Origin of the sequence: Micromonospora sp. LHW51205 (assembly GCF_003315815.1) — a bacterium.
GTDB lineage: Bacteria > Actinomycetota > Actinomycetes > Mycobacteriales > Micromonosporaceae > Micromonospora > Micromonospora chalcea.
In genome coordinates, this window is record NZ_QMEZ01000003.1 from 366,667 (window position 1) to 381,673 (window position 15,007).

At 72.7% G+C, this 15,007-nt stretch carries 13 protein-coding genes; 2 read left to right on the top strand and 11 right to left on the bottom strand.

Annotated elements, in window-relative coordinates:
* Positions 1–8 precede the first annotated feature (8 nt).
* From DQE82_RS14010 to DQE82_RS14040, 7 genes are all read right to left on the bottom strand, one after another.
* Positions 9–1,139, bottom strand: a complete 1,131-nt coding sequence (locus tag DQE82_RS14010; RefSeq protein WP_043323419.1) for a glycoside hydrolase family 26 protein — start codon at positions 1,137–1,139, stop codon at positions 9–11.
* Positions 1,133–2,986 carry a glycosyltransferase family 2 protein gene (locus DQE82_RS14015; protein ID WP_113972913.1) on the bottom strand — a complete coding sequence of 618 codons (1,854 nt, stop codon included), beginning with the start codon at positions 2,984–2,986 and terminating at the stop codon, positions 1,133–1,135. Before DQE82_RS14015 ends, DQE82_RS14010 begins: the two co-directional genes overlap by 7 nt.
* 101 nt (positions 2,987–3,087) lie before the next feature.
* Positions 3,088–4,191 (bottom strand): glycosyltransferase family 39 protein, encoded by a 1,104-nt coding sequence (locus DQE82_RS14020; RefSeq protein ID WP_113972914.1) that lies wholly within the window; start codon positions 4,189–4,191, stop codon positions 3,088–3,090.
* Positions 4,192–4,340: 149 nt separating this feature from the next.
* A complete protein-coding gene (locus DQE82_RS14025) occupies positions 4,341–6,665 on the bottom strand; it encodes a glycoside hydrolase family 3 N-terminal domain-containing protein (protein WP_043323415.1) in 2,325 nt (774 codons plus the stop codon).
* Between the two features lie 39 nt (positions 6,666–6,704).
* A complete protein-coding gene (locus tag DQE82_RS14030) occupies positions 6,705–7,571 on the bottom strand; it encodes a carbohydrate ABC transporter permease (RefSeq protein ID WP_113972915.1) in 867 nt (288 codons plus the stop codon).
* Positions 7,568–8,566 carry a carbohydrate ABC transporter permease gene (locus DQE82_RS14035; protein WP_043323411.1) on the bottom strand — a complete coding sequence of 333 codons (999 nt, stop codon included), beginning with the start codon at positions 8,564–8,566 and terminating at the stop codon, positions 7,568–7,570. The genes DQE82_RS14030 and DQE82_RS14035 overlap by 4 nt, the downstream gene beginning before the upstream one ends.
* Complete coding sequence (locus DQE82_RS14040; protein ID WP_223201002.1) at positions 8,563–9,831, bottom strand: ABC transporter substrate-binding protein; 1,269 nt, start codon at positions 9,829–9,831, stop codon at positions 8,563–8,565. The genes DQE82_RS14035 and DQE82_RS14040 overlap by 4 nt, the downstream gene beginning before the upstream one ends.
* A 177-nt stretch (positions 9,832–10,008) precedes the next feature.
* Between DQE82_RS14040 and DQE82_RS14045 the strand changes: the two genes are divergently transcribed.
* Together DQE82_RS14045 and DQE82_RS14050 are read left to right on the top strand one after the other, a co-directional pair.
* Positions 10,009–11,013: a LacI family DNA-binding transcriptional regulator gene (locus DQE82_RS14045; protein WP_113972916.1), complete on the top strand. Its 1,005-nt coding sequence runs from the start codon at positions 10,009–10,011 to the stop codon at positions 11,011–11,013.
* 202 nt (positions 11,014–11,215) lie between these two features.
* Complete coding sequence (locus DQE82_RS14050) at positions 11,216–12,409, top strand: endo-1,4-beta-xylanase (RefSeq protein ID WP_043323406.1); 1,194 nt, start codon at positions 11,216–11,218, stop codon at positions 12,407–12,409.
* Positions 12,410–12,473: 64 nt separating this feature from the next.
* Here the strand turns inward: DQE82_RS14050 and DQE82_RS14055 are convergent, their stop codons facing one another.
* The 4 genes from DQE82_RS14055 to DQE82_RS14070 form a co-directional block, all read right to left on the bottom strand.
* The gene (locus DQE82_RS14055) at positions 12,474–13,034 is read right to left on the bottom strand and encodes a DUF5872 domain-containing protein (RefSeq protein ID WP_043323404.1); all 561 of its coding nucleotides are present in this window, start codon (positions 13,032–13,034) and stop codon (positions 12,474–12,476) included.
* A gap of 37 nt (positions 13,035–13,071) precedes the next feature.
* Positions 13,072–13,596 carry a hypothetical protein gene (locus DQE82_RS14060; protein WP_113973099.1) on the bottom strand — a complete coding sequence of 175 codons (525 nt, stop codon included), beginning with the start codon at positions 13,594–13,596 and terminating at the stop codon, positions 13,072–13,074.
* Between the two features lie 65 nt (positions 13,597–13,661).
* Entirely contained in the window at positions 13,662–14,375 is a 714-nt protein-coding gene (locus tag DQE82_RS14065) for a hypothetical protein (protein WP_113972917.1), read from the bottom strand.
* The gene (locus DQE82_RS14070) at positions 14,368–14,979 is read right to left on the bottom strand and encodes an RNA polymerase sigma factor (RefSeq protein WP_069088477.1); all 612 of its coding nucleotides are present in this window, start codon (positions 14,977–14,979) and stop codon (positions 14,368–14,370) included. Before DQE82_RS14070 ends, DQE82_RS14065 begins: the two co-directional genes overlap by 8 nt.
* Between the last annotated feature and the right edge of the window lie 28 nt (positions 14,980–15,007).

Here is a 15,007-nt window from a genome sequence, read left to right on the forward strand (position 1 = left end):
AGGGTGGGTCAGGGCCCGGCGCGCGGCCTCGATGTCGCCGACCAGGTCACGTCGTAGCGCGCGCCGCCCACCGCCTCGGCGAACGCGGTCGCCGCGGCGGGTGACCCGGCGATGCGCCAGTCCTGCTCCTTGTCCACCTCGAACCAGATCAGCCCGATCAGGTCCGGGTACCGGGGCAGGGAGCCGAACGTCTCCCGGATCCACCGGGCCTTGCGTCCGGCGGTGTCGGCGGCGCCGGTCTCGGTGACCACCAGCGGCCTGCGGGTGACCTTGCGGATCTCGGCGATGGTCGGGCCGAAGATCTGGTCGAACGACCAGTACGTCTTGGTGAACGCGCCGGTGCCGTAGTAGCCGGTGACGCCGACCCAGTCGACGTAGTCGTCACCCGGGTAGAGCCCGGTCAGCCCGGCTGTCGTCTTGTCCCAGCGGGCGTTCGGGCTCCACACCCAGGTGACGTTCGTGGCGCCGGCCCGGGCGAAGAGGTCGTGCACGTGCCGCCAGGCCCGCACGTAGTCGCCGGGGCGGTTGCCGTTGGCCCGCTCGCACCACGGATACCAGTCGCCGTTCATCTCGTGCGCGAAGCGGATCGCGACCGGGTAGCCGAGCGACCGGACCCCCTCGGCCCAGGACCGCAGGTAGGCGTCGAAGTCGCCGCGCGCGATCCGGTCCAGCCGGTAGTCCGGCTGGGTGGCCCGGAGCCGGTCGATCTGCCGGACCGCCAGGCCGGTGCGCCGGGCCGCCAGGTCGACCGTGTGGTCCCACGGCTCCCAGCCGAGCATGGGCATCATGCCCCGCTCGGCGATCCGGTCGAACAGGCTCCGGTCGAACTCGGCCGACGCCCAGTCGGCGCCGAAGAGCATCACCTGCGGCGCCCGCCCGGCCGCCTCGACGAACCGGTCGACCGGCGCGAAGTCGTGCGGTCCCTTGTCGGTCATCACCCCGAAGAACGCCTGCCCGGCCGGGGGGAACAGGCCGCCCGGCGCGCCGGCGCTCGCCTGCGGCGTCGCCGGGACGCGCCCGTGCGCCGATGCGCCCGTGCCCGGGTCGCGCCACGCTCCGGGCGCCACCACGAAGGCGTACGCGAGCAGCAGCAACCCGGCCAGCGCGAGGCCCACCCGGGGCGCGGTCGGCCTCAGCACGGGACACCGCCCTCAGCCGCCGGCTGCTTCCACGCCGCCTCCGCCGACCGGCGCCGGCGGTCCCGCAGGCCCTCCACCCAGGCGATCAGCGGTGGCGCGAGCCCGGTCAGCAGCGTCAGCGCCGGCCAGATCCGCAGCAGCGGATAGTCGTGGCCGAGCGCGAAGCTCGCCGCGAGCAGCCCGGCCGCCGCCAGCGCCCAGCACAGATGCAGCCGGAACGTGCGCAGGGACTCCACAGTGCGCAGCGCCCCCTTGGCGGTCACCACGAAGCCGAGCCGGCGGCGCAGCAGCGCGCCGGCCGCCGCGGCCACGTAGACCGGCCCGGCGAACAGGGCGAGCGCCATGCCGGCCATGCCCACCTCCTCGCGTTCGTGCGGGGCGATGTTGAAGCGCCGCAGCCAGAGCCAGAGCAGGAACCAGGTGCCGACGGTGGTGCCCCACAGCGTCGCCCACACCTGCGGGTCGAGCCGGCCCGCGTCGACGCCGGTCAGCAGGTAGAGCGCGGTGGCGGCGTTGCCCAGCAACAGGCTCACCGCGACGCTCGGGTAGTAGAACTGGAGCAGGCGGTACTGCCAGCGACGGCGCGACGGCAGGTCGCGCGGCGTACGCATCTCGCGGCGGAGCAGGATCTCGCAGATCCCGGCGGCCCAGCGCTTCTGCTGGTTGAAGTAGTCCGCCCAGGACGTCGGCCCCTCACCGAGCGCCACCACGTCCGGGGTGTAGACGCCCTTCCACCGGCGGCCGGTGGCCGGGTTGACGGCGGCGTGCACGCGGATGCTGGTGAGGTGATCCTCGATGATCGAGTCCTGGTAGCCGCCGATGGTCCGCCAGGCCGCCGGGCGGTAGAGGTGCCCGGTGCCGGTGAGCAGCGGCGCGTCCAGGCCGTTGCCGCCGCGGGCGATCAGGCCGTTGTAGAGGTACTGCTGCACGGAGGCGCCGTGGGCGACGAAGTTCTGGTGCATGTTGCCGTACACCTGGGGCGTCACCACGAACGCCACATCCGGGTCGCGGAAGTAGCCGAGCGTGCGTTCCAGGAAGTTCGGCAGCGGCACGTGGTCCGGGTCGACGTTCGCGACCACGTCGTAGCGGTGCTCGTGCTCGGCCCGCCAGGCGTTGTGGTTGCCGGACTTGGTCCGGGCCCGGAACTCGCCGTCGGGCCGGTTGTACTCGGGCCGGCCCTTGCGGGTGAAGTGGCGTACGCCCAGCCGCGCGGCCATCGCCCGGACCGCCGGGTCGTCGCCCTCGTCGAGGATCCACACGTCGACGTGCCCGCAGTAGACGATCTCCCGGAGCCGGCGCAGCGTCCGCTCCGCGACGTCCAGCGGCTCCTTGCTCGGCACGATGGTGGTGAGCAGCGCGACCCGCAGGCCGACCGGCGGGTCGACCGGCACCGGGTCCCGGGCGTGGAAGGCGAAGACCCAGACCACCACGTTCTGCGCCAGGCGGATCAGTTCGACGCCGACGACGACGCAGAACGCGAGCCGGGCGGCGGCGGTCTGCCACCCGCCGAGCCCGACCACGCCGGGGCCGGGCACGTGCTGGGGCAGCAGCAGCCAGCCGACGAAGACGAGCCCGGCGGCGCTGTTGACGAGCACCAGCAGCGTCAGCACGACCCGCGCGGCCACCGAGGCGGTGGGGCGGAACTCGACCGCCGCGTCCGGGCCGCGCGGCGGGCGCAGCGGACCGGCGACGGCGCCGCACCGGGCGTACGCCAGGCGGGCGCGGACGTTGCGCTGCCGGCGGTCCGGATCGGCCGGCGTCCCGGGCGGGACGGGCGCGATCGGGCGGCCGCCCGGCGGCCCGGCCGTCGTGGCGCGGGACGGGCGTGTATCGGCGGCGACGGCCACGTTTCCCCCATGGTCTGCAGGCTCAGGAGCCGACCGAATGCTAAGCCGACAATCAACTACAAAAAGGGCGAATCAGGCAGACGTCGCCCGTTCGTCGACGGTCAGGCGGGAAGCTGGGCCGCCGCCGCCAGCAGCGCCACGAGAGCCAGCACGGCGAGCGCGCCGGCGGCACGCGCCCGGGCCAGGGCGACCCCGCCGAGCACCGCCCAGGCCGGCACCGTGAACAGCAGGTTCACCGCCGACCAGACCGGCGCGGCCTGCGCCAGCGCCAGCAGCCCGAGCGCCGGCACCAGCGCCCAGGCGGTACAGATCGCGGCCGCGTACCGCAGCGGGAGGCTGAACAGGGCCAGCCCGGCCAGCACGCCGCCGAGCGCGACGACGCCGAACAGCTCTCCGGGCGTGGCCGCCAGCACGGTGGCGCCGGGCCACGCGCCGGACGCCAGGCGCCCGCCGTCACGCACGCCGACGGCGAGCAGCGCGGCGACCGGCAGCAGCCCGACGGCCACTGCGGCCAGCCACCGGACGGCGTCCCGGCGGCGGAACGCCAGCACGACCCAGCCGTGCGCGGCGAGCAGCAGCAACGCCACCGGCTGGCACAGACCGAGCAGCAGCACCGCGCCCGCGTAGGGCACGAGCCGCCGCGGGCGCGGCCGGTCGAGCGCGGACGCCAGCAGCCAGGTGGCGAGCACGGCGGCGAACACCGCCAGGGCGTACGGCTGCGCCTGCTGCGCGTACCGGATCGAGGTCGGCAGCGCCGCGAAGATCAGGCCGGCCAGCAGGCCGGCGGCGGGCGTGGCGATCCGGGTGGCGAGCGCGCCGACGAGCGCCGCGGCCCCGACCATGGCCAGCAGTGACGGTACGCGCAGCGCGAGGTCCGTCGCGCCGAACAGCTCCGCCCAGCCGCGCAGGAGCAGGTGGTACGGCCCGAGCGCGATGTCGTCGCCGGTGAGCCCGATCCCCTGCCAGGGCGACGTCGCCGCCCGGCGGGCCGCCGACTCCCCGGCGCTCGGACCCGCTGTCGCGATCCGGGTCGCGCCGAGCGCGCCGGTCAGGACCGCGGGCAGCAGCCACGCCGCGATCCGCCACCGGTTCACGGCGGCGGTCGCGGCGCGGGCGGTGGAGCGGCGCGGACGGTCCTCGCCCCAGGGGTCCTCGACCGCGGCGTCCCCGATCCGGGGCAGGACCATGGTGTCCGCGTCCATCATCGTGACTCACGCATCCCTGTGGGTGCCGGCGACCGGGATCCAGCCGGGGCTGGATGACATCCTGGAGCCTACTGAGCCAAAATCGACATAACGCCAATATGGGTTGAAAGGGTCCGCCGTCCGCCCCGTGGACGACCGGCGGACCCCGTTCAGCGGAGGTCGGTGGTCGTCCAGCGGGGCGAGGCGGCGGTGATCTCGACGGTGTCGCCGGTCAGCGTGGTCCGCGCCTGGACGTCGCGCCGGGCGCTCGTACCCACCCAGACGTCGACCTCCCCGGGCTCCACCACGCGGGTGAGCGTGCGGTCGGTGAAGGCCAGCCGCGTGGTCGGCACGCTCAGCTCGACGGTGACCGAGGCCCCCGGCTCCAGACGCACCCGCCGGTAGCCGAGCAGCTGCGCCACCGGCCGGGTCACCGAGGCGACCAGGTCCCGGCCGTAGAGCTGCACCACGTCGTCACCGGCGACCGCGCCGGTGTTCGTGACCCGCACCGACACCCGCAGCGCCCCGTCGGCCGGCACCTCGGCCGGCACGGTCAGGTCGGTGTACGCGAACGTGGTGTAGGACAGCCCGTGACCGAACGGCGCCACCGGCGTCGCCGGCAGGTTGGTGCCGTTCGTGCCCGCCCCCAGCTCCGGGTGCAGGTACGAGTACGGCTGCGCGCCGGCCGAGCCGGGCAGGGTGACCGGCAGCCGGCCGGACGGGTTGACCCGCCCGGAGAGCACACCCGCGATCGCCCCGGCGCCCTCCTCGCCCGGGAAGAACGTCTGCAGCACCGCCGCGCACCGGGTCAGCGCCCAGCCCAGCGCGTACGGCCGGCCGGTCAGCAGCACCAGGACGACCGGGGTGCCGGTGTCCAGCACCGCCTCGACGAGCTGGCGCTGCACGCCGGGCAGCTCCAGGTCGTCCCGGTCGCAGCCCTCCCCGACCGTGCCGCGGCCGAACAGGCTGGCGTGGTCGCCGACCACGAGGACCGCCACGTCGGCGGCGGACGCGACGGCGACCGCCTCGTCGAAGCCGGACCGGTCCGCCGAGTCCACCTCGCAGCCGGCCGCGAAGGTGACCCGGTCGGCGCCGAACTCGGCGCGCACCGCCTCCAGGACGGTCGGCACCTCGAAGCCGGTCTCCACGCCCGGGTGATGGGCCAGCACGTGGTTGAGGAAGGAATAGCAGCCGAACAACGCGCCCTGCCGGTCGGCGTTCGGGCCGACCACCGCCACCCGGCGGCCCGCCGGCAGCGGGAGCACGCCCTCGTTGGCGACCAGGACGATCGACTCCTCGGCGAGCCGGCGCGCGATCGACCGGTGCTCCGGCGAGTCGAGGTCCACGGCACCCGGCGGCTCGTCGGCGAACGTGGCGTCGAGCAGCCCGAGTTCCTGCTTCTGGCGCAGCACGCGCAACACCGCCCGGTCGACCAGCGCCTCGTCGACAGTGCCGGCCCGCACCGACTCGGTCAGCGTCAGGAAGGCGTCGCCGGTAGGCAACTCGATGTCCAGGCCCGCGGCCAGCGCCTGCGCCGCCGCGTCCGCGTGGTCGGCCGCGACGTGGTGCAGCAGGTTGAGGAAGGCGACGCCGTAGTAGTCGGCCACCACGGTGCCGTCGAACCCCCACCGGTCCCGCAGCAGGTCGGTGAGCATGGTCGGGTCGGCGGCGACCGGCACGCCGTCGATCTCGGCGTACGAGTGCATGACGCTGCGCGCGTCGCCGTCGCGGATCGCCATCTCGAACGGCGGCAGCAGCACGTCGGCGAGTTCCCGGGGACCGGCGTGCACCGGGCCGAAGTTGCGCCCGGCCCGCGAGGCGGAGTAGCCGGCGAAGTGCTTCAGCGTCGCGAGCACGCCCTGCGACTGCAGTCCCCGCACGTACGAGGTGCCGATGGTGCCCACGAGGTACGGATCCTCGGCGATGCACTCGTCGACCCGGCCCCAGCGCGGGTCCCGGATCACGTCCAGCACCGGGGACAGTCCCTGGTGGATGCCGAGCGCGCGCATCGAGGCCCCGATCGCCGCCGCCATCTCGGTGACCAGCTCGGGGTCGAACGCGGCGCCCCAGGCAAGCGGCGTCGGGAAGGTGGCCGCCTTCCAGGCCGACAGGCCGGTCAGGCACTCCTCGTGCACGATGGCCGGGATGCCCAGCCGGGTACCGGTCACCAGGTCCCGCTGGAACTTCCACAGCCAGGCCGCGCGGGCCGCGGAATCGACCGGGCGGGTGCCGTAGGGACGGGTGAGGTGACCCAGCCCGTGCCGGGCGAAGTCTTCGAGCCGGCCGCTGTCGGCGAACTCGCCCTGCAGGGGCGCGACCGCCTCACCGTCCTCCTTCTCCCAGAACCCGACGAGCTGCGCGATCTTCTCCTCGGTCGTCATGCGAGCGAGCAGTTCCCGTACGCGCGTCTCGGCGTCGTGCCCGTCCGACCGGTCGTGGTCCGAATCTGCCTGGGCCGGTACCGGCCCGTCCACCACCGCGTGGACCCCTGTCATGGTGTGCCTTTCCATTGGTTGTGCTGGTGCTGCTGCCGCTCAGCCCTTGACCGCGCCCTGGAGCCCGCCCACGATCTGCTTCTCCGCGAGGGTGAAGAACAGCAGCGCCGGCAGCATCGCCAGTGAGGTGAAGGCGAGGACGCCCGCGGTGTCGGTGGTGTACTGGCTGGAGAAGTTCTGCACGCCCAGCGGCAGGGTGTGCAGGTTGACGTCCCCGAGGACGAGCAGCGGCAGGAGGAACGCGTTCCAGCTCGCCACGAACGCGAGGATACCGACGGTGACGATCGCGGGCCGCGACAGCGGCAGCACGATCCGCCAGAGGAAGCCGAGCCGGCCGGCGCCGTCGATGGCGGCCGCGTCCTCCAGCTCCCGCGGGATGGCCGACAGGAACGGCCGCAGGATGACGATCGTCAGCGGCAGCGAGAAGGCGACCTGCGGAAGGATCACCGCGTAGTAGGAGTTGATCAGGCTCAGGTCACGCAGCAGGAGGTACAGCGGCAGGATCGCCGCGCCGGCCGGGAAGAGCAGACCGAGCGTGAAGAACGTGTAGAGCCATTCACGCCCCCGGAACGAGTACCGGGCGAGCACGAACGCGGCGGCCATGCCGAGCACCACCACGCCGAGCGTGGTGCCCAGAGCGATCACCGCGCTGTTGAACGCCTGCCGCCAGAAGTCGCTCTGCGTGAGCACCCGGTAGTAGTTGTCCCAGACCCACGGGTCGGGCAGGCCGGCCGGGTCGTTCACGATCTGCGGCGTGGTCCGGAAGCCACCGACGATGACGTACACGACGGGGGCGATCGACACGGCCGCGACCGCGAGCGCGATCGCGTACGTCAGCGGCGAGCTCCACTGCACCGGACGGCGCCCGGCCGAGGGGGCGGGTACGGAGTTCACGGCCACTGTCACTTCCCCTTCCGGGTGATGGCGCCCTCGATGTCGCGGCTGAGCAGGAACCGCTGGAAAAGCAGCGCCGCGACGAACGAGATGGCGAACAGGATCACGGCGACCGCGTTGCCGTAGCCCCACAGCCGGGCGAAGAAGCCGTTGTCCACCATGTACGTCGCCATGGTGGCCGAGGCGCCGAGCGACCGCACCGCGGGCACGGAGGTCACCCAGACCATGTCGAAGACCTGCAACGAGCCGATCATCGACAGGAACATCCAGATCCGGATGGTCGGGCCGAGCAGTGGCAACGTGACGTGACGCTGGATCTGCCACCAGCTCGCGCCGTCGATCTCGGCGGCCTCGTTCAGCTCGGGCGGCACGTTCGACAGGCCGGCGAGCAGCAGGATGATGGCGAAGCCGACGTACTTCCAGGTGAGCACGAACAGCAGGGTCCAGATGACCACGTCGAGGTCGGCCAGCCACGCCTGCACCAGCCCGCCCAGCCCGACCGACCGCAGCAGCGCGTCGAGCGTGCCGCCGTCGGTCAGGATCAGCTTCCACATGATGCCGACGGTGACCTCGGCGAGCACGTACGGCACGAAGACCAGCAGGCGGAACGCGGAGCGCCCGCGGAAGCGGCGGTTGAGCAGCAGGGCGATGCCGAGCGCGACGGGCCCCTGGATGAGCAGCGACCCGAAGACGATGATGGCGTTGTTGCGCAGCGCGTCGAGGAAGATCGGGTCCTGGAACGCGAGCGTGTAGTTACGGAAGCCGACGTACTCGGTGGGCGGGCCGACCCCGCGCCAGCGGAACAGGCTGTAGTAGAACGCGAAGCCCATCGGCACCAGCACGAACAGCACGTAGATGAGGACCGCCGGCGTCGTCAGGCCGATGATCTCGTACCACTTGCGGCGGGTCTCGGCGCGGCGTGAGGCGGCTCGTGCGCCGGGCCGGAGGCCCGCCGGCGGCGCGAGAGCGCCGTCGGCGGGCGTACGGGTCTGCGATGCGGACGTCACTTGCTTGCGGCCGCCTTCATGGCCGAGACGACCTTCTCAGGTGTCCCGTTGCCGGCGAAGATCGCGACGATCGCGTCGTTCATCGCGGTGCCGACGGTGCTGCCGAAGGCCGTGTCCAGCCAGAGCTGCACGTAGGTGGCCGAGGAGGTGGCCTCCAGGATGGACTTCAGCGCCGGGTCGGTGACGCCGTCGGCAGCGCCCTTGGCGACCGGCAGGCCGGTGCCGGTGGCGGCGTAGCCCTTCTGCACCTCGGGGCTGACGATGTACTTGAGGAACTCGACGCACTCGGCCGGGGCGTTCTTCGAGCAGGCGAAGCCGTCGCCGCCGCCGAGGGCCGCCTTCGGGTCACCGGCGGAGCCGGAGATCGCCGGCACCGGGAACCAGCCCAGGAACTTGCCCAGGGCCGCCTTGTCCGTGGCGACGGTGTCCAGGGTGCCACGGTTCCAGTCGCCCATCAGTTCCATCGCGGCCTTGCCGTTGGCGAGCAGACCGTTGGCGCTGGTCGGGTCGTTCTGGCCCGGCGTGGCGATGAAGTTGTTCTGGAACGGCTTGGTGTCGATGAAGCTCTTCAGGTCCTGGCCGGCCTTGACGAAACACGGGTCGTCGAAGGTCCGGTCCTTGGTCGCCTTCTTCAGCGTGTCGACCGAGCAGGCGCGCAGCGCGAAGTTGTACCACCAGTGCGCGGCCGGCCACTTGTCTCCGGCGCCCAGGGCGATCGGGATGACGTTGATGGCCTTGAGCTTGGTGACCGCGGCGTTGAGTTCCTCGAAGGTGGTCGGCGGCGCCGTGATGCCCGCCTTCGCGAACATGTCCTTGTTGTACCAGATGCCTTCGATGCCCATCCGGAACGGCAGGCCGTACTGCTTGCCCTCCACCTGCCAGATCTCGGAGGCGCTGCCGATGTCGGCGACCTCGCTCTTCACCTGGTCGGTGATGTCCTTGAGGTAGTCGGCCTCGACCTGCTCGCGCATCTCGCCGCCACCCCACGCCTGGAAGATGTCCGGCGGGTCGTTGCTCAGCAGCGCGGCGGGCAGCCGGGTGCGCTGGAGCTGGTTCGTCTCGATCGCCTCGATCTCGATCTTGACGGTCGGGTGGGCCGCGGAGAAGTCCTTGGCGACCTTCTCCCAGTACGTCTTGCCGGGCCCGTCCTGCGAGGCGTTGTGCCACCAGGTCAGCGTCACCGGGTTCTTGTACAGCTCGCTCTCGGCGGCCTTGTCGTCGTCGCCACCTCCACTGCACGCGGAGGCCAGCAGAGCGCTTGTCACAAACAGTGCCAGGACGGCGCCAGCACGGCGCTTCATCGCCATAGATGTCTCCTCGACCACTTAGTCGGGTTACCTGCCGGGGAGTTTTACAGGGCCGTAACGTGAAGTCAATCGGTATCGATAACGTTTTCGAAAACGTCTTCGATCACCCCGGGAAGGCCCTCTATCATCGTCGGCGTGGTGTTCCCGCAGCGCGTCAAGATGTCAGACGTGGCCCGTACAGCCGGCGTCTCGGTGGCAACCGTATCGAAAGTTGTCAATGGTCGGTACGGCGTCGCACAGGCCACCGTCGAGCGCGTCCAGCAGGTCATCCACGAACTCGGATACGAGGCCAGCCTGGGGGCGCAGAGCCTGCGCAGCCACCGGACGAACGTGCTGGGCATCCTGGTCGCCGAGTTCGAGCCGTTCTCCACCGAGCTGCTCAAGGGCGCCTCCCGCGAGGTCGCCGGCAGCGGCTACCAACTGCTCGCCTACTCCAGCGGGGACGGCAAGGGCGCGGCCATAGGGTGGGAGCGGCGCTCGCTGGCACGCCTGTCCGGCACGCTCATCGACGGCGCGGTGATCGTGACGCCGACGGTGGTCGAGACCAAGCACGGTTTCCACGTGGTGGCCGTCGACCCGCACACCGGCCCGTCCGGCCTGCCCACTGTCGACTCCGACAACTTCGCCGGCGCGGTGCTGGCCACCGACTACCTGCTGTCGCTCGGGCACCGCCGGATCGCGCACATCAGCGGCCGCCCCGACCTGGAGTCGGCCCGCCTGCGCGAGGCCGGGTTCCGCAAGGCGATGGCCGACGCGGGCACGCCGGTGGACGAGCGGCTGGTGCGGGTGGGCGGCTTCCGCACCGAGAGCGCCGCCAGCACGGCTGCCGAACTGCTCGCCCTCCCCGACCGGCCGACCGCGATCTTCGCCGGCAACGACCTCTCCGCCATCTCCACCGTGGACGTCGCCCGCGACCTCGGCCTGCGCGTACCGGACGACCTGTCGGTCATCGGCTTCGACAACATCCCCGAGTCGGCGCTGGTCGACCCGCCGCTCACCACGATCCGGCAGCCGCTGCAACGCATGGGCGCCGAGTCACTGCGCCTGCTGATCGACCTGATCGCCGGCGCCGAGCGGGAGACCCACATCCAGCTCCCCACCGAGCTGGTCGTGCGGGCCTCCTGCGCGCCCCTGCGCTGAGACGCCCCGCTCCTACCCGAACGGCGATTGACGGGCGGCTATCGAGGTCCGTAAGGTTTCGGGCTACTTCCGGAAGATGCCCCGGAAGTTTCGGAAGCCGCACCGCCCGCCCGGGCACCCGCCGCTCCGTTCCACGTCGCGGCGGCCCCGGCACCGCCACCGCCGGCCCTCGGGCCGAGCGCACCTGCCCGGAAGGAACGAGATGAAGCTGAGACGCTGGCTCGCCGCCGGCGCGGTCGCCGTCGTGACCGCCACCGCCCTCAACGTCGTCCCCGCGACGGCGGGACGCCCGTACGACCCGGCCGCGCAGAGCCTGCGCGAGCTGGCCAAGCGCCACGGCCTGTACGTGGGCACCGCAGTGGACATGGCGGCCCTCAACGACGCCGCCGAGCCGCGGTACCGCGAGCTGGCCGCGTCCGAGTTCTCCACCGTCACCGCCGAGAACGTGATGAAGTGGGAGAGCCTGGAGCCCACCCGCGGCACCTACAACTGGGGTCCGGCCGACGAGCTGATCGAGTTCGCCCGCAAGAACAACCAGCGGGTCCGGGGCCACGTGCTGGTCTGGCACAACCAGCTGCCGGCGTGGCTGACCAGCGGCGTCGCGGACGGCTCGATCAGCAAGGCCGAGCTGCGCCAGATCCTGCGCAACCACATCACCGCGGTGGTCACCCACTTCAAGGGCAAGATCTGGCAGTGGGACGTGGTGAACGAGGCGGTCAGCGACCCCTGGGACACCCCGTCCACCCTGCACTACAAGGGATTCTGGGCGCAGAACCTCGGGCCCGGCTACCTCGCCGACGCGTTCCGCTGGGCCCGCGCCGCCGACCCGAAGGCGCTGCTGTTCTACAACGACTACAACATCGAGGCGTTCGGCTCCGGCAACCCGGCCGACGACAAGACGCAGTTCGTCTACAACATGGTCCGTGACCTGCGGGCCAAGGGCGTGCCGATCGACGGCGTGGGCGCGCAGGGCCACCTGGGCACCCAGTACGGCAACTTCAGCACGCTCCAGGTGGTCGCGGCCCTGCGCAAGTTCGCCGGGCTCGGGCTGGCCACGGCGCTCACCGAGGTGGACGTGCGCAGCCAGATCACCGACGGGGTGGAGGCCGGCGACTCCGCCGAGATCAACCCGCGCCTGCAGGCGTCCGCGGCGGGCTTCAGCGTGCTGATGCAGGCGTGCCTGGCCGAGCGGCACTGCCTGTCGTTCACGCTCTGGGGCTTCACCGACAAGCACTCCTGGGTGCCCGGCGCGTTCTCCGACCCGCCGGAGGGCCTGGCCACCGTGTACGACGAGAACTACCAGCCCAAGCTCGCCTACCACGAGCTCAAGGCAGACCTGATGTTCTCCGGTCCGCCCTACGTGCTGCCGCGCATCCCGCAGCACCCGCGCCGCTGACTGTCGCGCGCAGGGGCCGGCCTTCGGGCCGGCCCCTGCGTCGCGGTACGCCACGGGATCACGCTCACGCCGCCCGGCGGCGGCCCAGTTCCGACTCCAGCCGTCCGATGAGCGTCTTGCGGGCCTTGCCACGCCGTTCCCGGCGCAGCGCCGCGTCGAGCTGACGGGTGTCGAGGTCGCGCACGAGCTTGACCGCCTCGGTCACCGGCAGCTCGGTCATCTGCTCCGCGGCGGTGGCGTCCCGGCGGGCCCGCTTCGCCGGGCCGGTGTTCGGCACGTACTGGCGGCCGGAGCGCGACGCGCGGCGCTTGCGCGTGTCGGTGTCGCGCCGCTGCTCCTCCGACAGCTCCTTCCACGCCTGTTCGGGCAGGTAACGACGGGTCTCGCCGCCGTTGCGGGCGCGCGTGTCACCGCTGCGGGTCTGCCACTTCTCGCCGCCCCAGCGTTGCAGCGACCGCTGCCGTGCGTCCTTCGGGCCCTCGAATCCCCCGCCGGCCTTCTTGTACTCGTTCGTCAGCAGCTGCGACTTGCGGGCCGACCACTGCCCCGGCCGTCCGCCCTTGTCGGAGGCGCGGATCTCGGCCTTGAGGCGCTCGCGCAGTTCCGGCTCGGTGTACTTCGCCATGACGCAGCGTTACCCGCGCCGGCGGCGGCCATGCCGGTCAGCCGGGTCCCGGCCGGTAGACCAGATCCATCGTGTCGGTGCGGCCGGACCAGTCCAGTCGCAGCCGCCAGCACCCGGCGGCCGGCAGGTCGACGATGGACGGCCCGGGCCCGCCGTCCACCTCGCGGACGACCGGGGCGCCCGTCCCGTCCCGGGTCGCGGTGATCACCAGAGGCGTCCGCGGCGCCGGCTCGGAGCGGCCTTCCTCGGGACGCGCCACCCAGAGGATCTTGTTGTTCGCACCGTCGCCCCGGGCGTGCACGAGCGGGTACGCGAACAGGATCGCCACGATGTCGCCCCGGGCGCCGAAGACGTGCCGCATCCGGGTGTCGCCGGTGAACCCGGCGTCCGCCCAGTCCGGCAACCGGCCGGTCTCCACCCGTTCGGCGCAGGCCGCCGGCGCGGCCGGCTCGGTGGCCGCCGGCGCCGAGGTCACCGGCGCTCCGGCCGGGACCGTGGCCGGACCGGAGCACCCGGCCAGCAGCAGGACCGGCACCAGCAGGACTCTTCTCGCAACGAACATCGCGGCCTCCCCGTCGACGGCTCTCGTCAACAGGACACCGGCCGGGGCCGCCGGGTTCCCGTCGCTCACCGGAGCGAGGCCGCGACGTCCAGCGCCTGCTCACGGGTGAGGTCGCCCTCCAGCCGGTAACTCAGCCCGCCCTGCTCCCAGATGAGCGTGGCCGCGGACAACCGCGCGGTGGCGACCCGTTCCGTGCCCGACCGGTCCACGTACGCCAGCGCGTGCGGACCGCCGACCCAGATCGCGAACTCGCCACCGACCTGGGTGAGCGTCACGTCCGCGCCGAGTGACCGCTTGTGGAACACGATGTCGAGCGAGCCGTCGAAGGCGTCCAGCCGTACCGTGCCGCCCCGGTAGAGCAGGCTGACCACCCGGTGGCCGCCGGCACCGTCCGGGTCGGCCACCAGCACCCGTTCCGGCGCGCCCAGGCGGGACGGCACCCGGATCGGGAAGCGGACCTGGCGTTGCGCCTCGGCGAGGGCGACGTGCCGCTGCGCGGGCAGTGGCGAGGGCGTGCCGGTCGGCGGCGGGGCGGGCGCGGAGTCGATGACCACGCCGGAGAACCGCAGCAGCCCGGTCACCGCGTCGGCGAGCGCGGCCCGGCCCGGCGGCAGCGCCACCACGAGCAGCGCGGCGAGCACGGTGGCCAGCACGTACCGCCGGCGGCGGCGCGGCGCGGGCGCGTCGAGCCGGGCGCGGACCCGCGCGGCGACGTCGGGCGTCCGCGCCGGCTCCAGCCAGCCGGTCAGGTCACGCAGCTCCCGCTCCAGGTCATCCACGGTGCGCCACCTCCCGGTCCAGCAGGGCACGCAGCTTCGCCAGCGCCCGGTGGGTCCGCGACTTCACGGTGCCCCGGGGCAGCCCCAGCACCGTGGCCGTCTCGTCCTCGCCGAGGTCCAGCAGGTAGCGGCAGACGATCGCCTCGCGGTCGCGTACGGGCAGCAGCCGCAGCGCTCCGACCAGCGCGGCCCGGCGCTCGGCCGCCAGCACCGCGTCGAGCCCGTCGTCGGCGCCGCCGGCCACGACCGGTTCCGCCGCCGCCGCGCGCAGCGTCAGCCCGTCGCGCCGGCTGCGCGTCCGGTGCAGGTTCCGGGTCTCGTTGGCGACGATCGCGAGCAGCCAGGACCGGAACGACGCCTCGGCCCGGTAGCGGGACAGTTTCCGGTACGCCTTCACGAACGCCTCCTGGACCACGTCCTCGGCGTCCGGACCGGCGCCCAGCAGCACCGCCGTCCGGTACGCGGACGCGGTGTGCCGGGCGACCAGGGCGTCGTACGCCTCCCGGTCGCCGGCGCGTACGCGGGTGACGAGGTCGTCGTCGTCCAGGGCAGCCTCCGCCGTCGGTCCGCTTCCATGACACCGCCCGGGGCGGCCGGGTTCCATCAGGCGTTTGACCGGTGACCGTGCCGGA

What these genes read in the sequence shown, in the direction of transcription:
- DQE82_RS14025 (WP_043323415.1), bottom strand. Translation starts at nt 6,665, where the DNA reads ATGACAGGGGTCCACGCGGTGGTGGACGGGCCGGTACCGGCCCAGGCA.
- DQE82_RS14060 (WP_113973099.1), bottom strand. Translation starts at nt 13,596, where the DNA reads ATGTTCGTTGCGAGAAGAGTCCTGCTGGTGCCGGTCCTGCTGCTGGCC.
- DQE82_RS14020 (WP_113972914.1), bottom strand. Translation starts at nt 4,191, where the DNA reads ATGATGGACGCGGACACCATGGTCCTGCCCCGGATCGGGGACGCCGCG.
- DQE82_RS14070 (WP_069088477.1), bottom strand. Translation starts at nt 14,979, where the DNA reads ATGGAACCCGGCCGCCCCGGGCGGTGTCATGGAAGCGGACCGACGGCG.
- DQE82_RS14050 (WP_043323406.1), top strand. Translation starts at nt 11,216, where the DNA reads ATGAAGCTGAGACGCTGGCTCGCCGCCGGCGCGGTCGCCGTCGTGACC.
- DQE82_RS14055 (WP_043323404.1), bottom strand. Translation starts at nt 13,034, where the DNA reads ATGGCGAAGTACACCGAGCCGGAACTGCGCGAGCGCCTCAAGGCCGAG.